The following is a 1232-nucleotide window of genomic DNA, read 5'->3' as shown; positions in this document are numbered from 1 at the left end:
GTCCGGGATGACCTGCCGGATCAGGGCGGCGGCCTGGGCGGAGGTGGCCGGGAGCCGCGCGGGGTCGATGTCGACGACCTCGGTCGGAGGGGCGGTCGGCCTCGGAGTCGGGGAGGCCGAGGAGAGTGCGCGCGCCGATCCGCCGTCCCCGTCCGACGACGTGCACCCCGCGAGCAGCGCCCCGCACACTGCCACGGCACACCCGAGCCGTACCCCTCGGATCCCCACTGGCCCTCCCCACCCGGTAACCGGTTCCCGGCCTCTGCCCCCGATGCTAGGCAGCAACTCGCGTTGTTTCACGACCGGTTGACGATCATGTGGCACAGCTGTACCCGATCTGTCACGTATCCGGCGCCTCGGGACAGGCGCTCGGGGAACGATGTGCGCACGAGGGGAACGGTGTACGCACCGCAGGGTATGCTGGCCGGGACCCACGTACCGGCGAGGAACAGGAGCGTCATGACGGCCAAGCGGAACCCGATCCCCTCGGTATGGGCCCGCCCCCGGCGCGAGCCGGACCAGCCTGCGCTCAGCCGGGGCGCGATCGTGTGCGAGGCGGTCGCGATGCTGGACGCGGAGGGCGTCGAGGCGCTCAGCATGCGGAAGCTGGGGGCGCGGCTGAACGCGGGGGCGACCTCGCTGTACCGGCACGTCGCCACCAAGGACGAGCTGATGGAGTTGGCGGCCGACGAGGTCTTCGGCGAGATCGCCGTACCCCCGGCCGACGGCGACAACTGGCGGGGCGCCGTGACGGACGCGGCGTTCTCGTTCCGGGCGACGATCCTGCGCCACCCCTGGCTGGCGTCCGTCCTCGGGCAGGCGGGCCTCGCCTACCTGGGCCCCAACCTGATGTCCCGCAGCGAGAGCCTGGCCGCGCTCTTCGTCCGCGCCGGCTTCCCCGACCCCGACAACGCGATCTCCGCGCTCCTGGCGTACGTCACCGGCATGAGCGGGACGGAGGCCGCCTGGCTCGGGACGGTCGCGCGGTCCGGGGACACGGAGGCCGAGTTCGTGGCCCGCCTGATGCCGGCGGCGGAAGAGGCGGCGGCCGGGTACACGCACCTCGCGGACGGGTACCGGGCGCCGGAGGGGCGAGGGCCGGAGGAGACGCGGGAGGCGAAGTTCCGGTACGGGCTCGACGTGGTGCTGGACGGGCTGGCGATGAGGCTGCCGGGCAAGGGGTGACATCGCCGCACGGGTGGAGTCGTACAGACGGATTGTCATACTTACCC

General features: G+C 72.7%; 1 protein-coding gene and 1 pseudogene. One reads left to right on the top strand and one right to left on the bottom strand.

The window, feature by feature from the left end:
* Positions 1 to 228: pseudogene (locus tag AOK24_RS42950) on the bottom strand (hypothetical protein); the annotation flags it as partial.
* A 231-nt stretch (positions 229 to 459) separates the two neighbouring features.
* Between AOK24_RS42950 and AOK24_RS42945 the strand changes: the two are divergent.
* Positions 460 to 1185 (top strand): TetR/AcrR family transcriptional regulator C-terminal domain-containing protein, encoded by a 726-nt coding sequence (locus AOK24_RS42945; RefSeq protein WP_055725271.1) that lies wholly within the window; start codon positions 460 to 462, stop codon positions 1183 to 1185.
* The last annotated feature ends 47 nt before the right edge of the window (positions 1186 to 1232 follow it).

The organism is Streptomyces niveiscabiei, from assembly GCF_001419795.1.
GTDB classification, from domain to species: Bacteria; Actinomycetota; Actinomycetes; order Streptomycetales; family Streptomycetaceae; genus Streptomyces; species Streptomyces niveiscabiei.
Note: the sequence above shows the minus strand (reverse complement) of the source record. Positions and strands in the feature narration are given on the sequence as shown.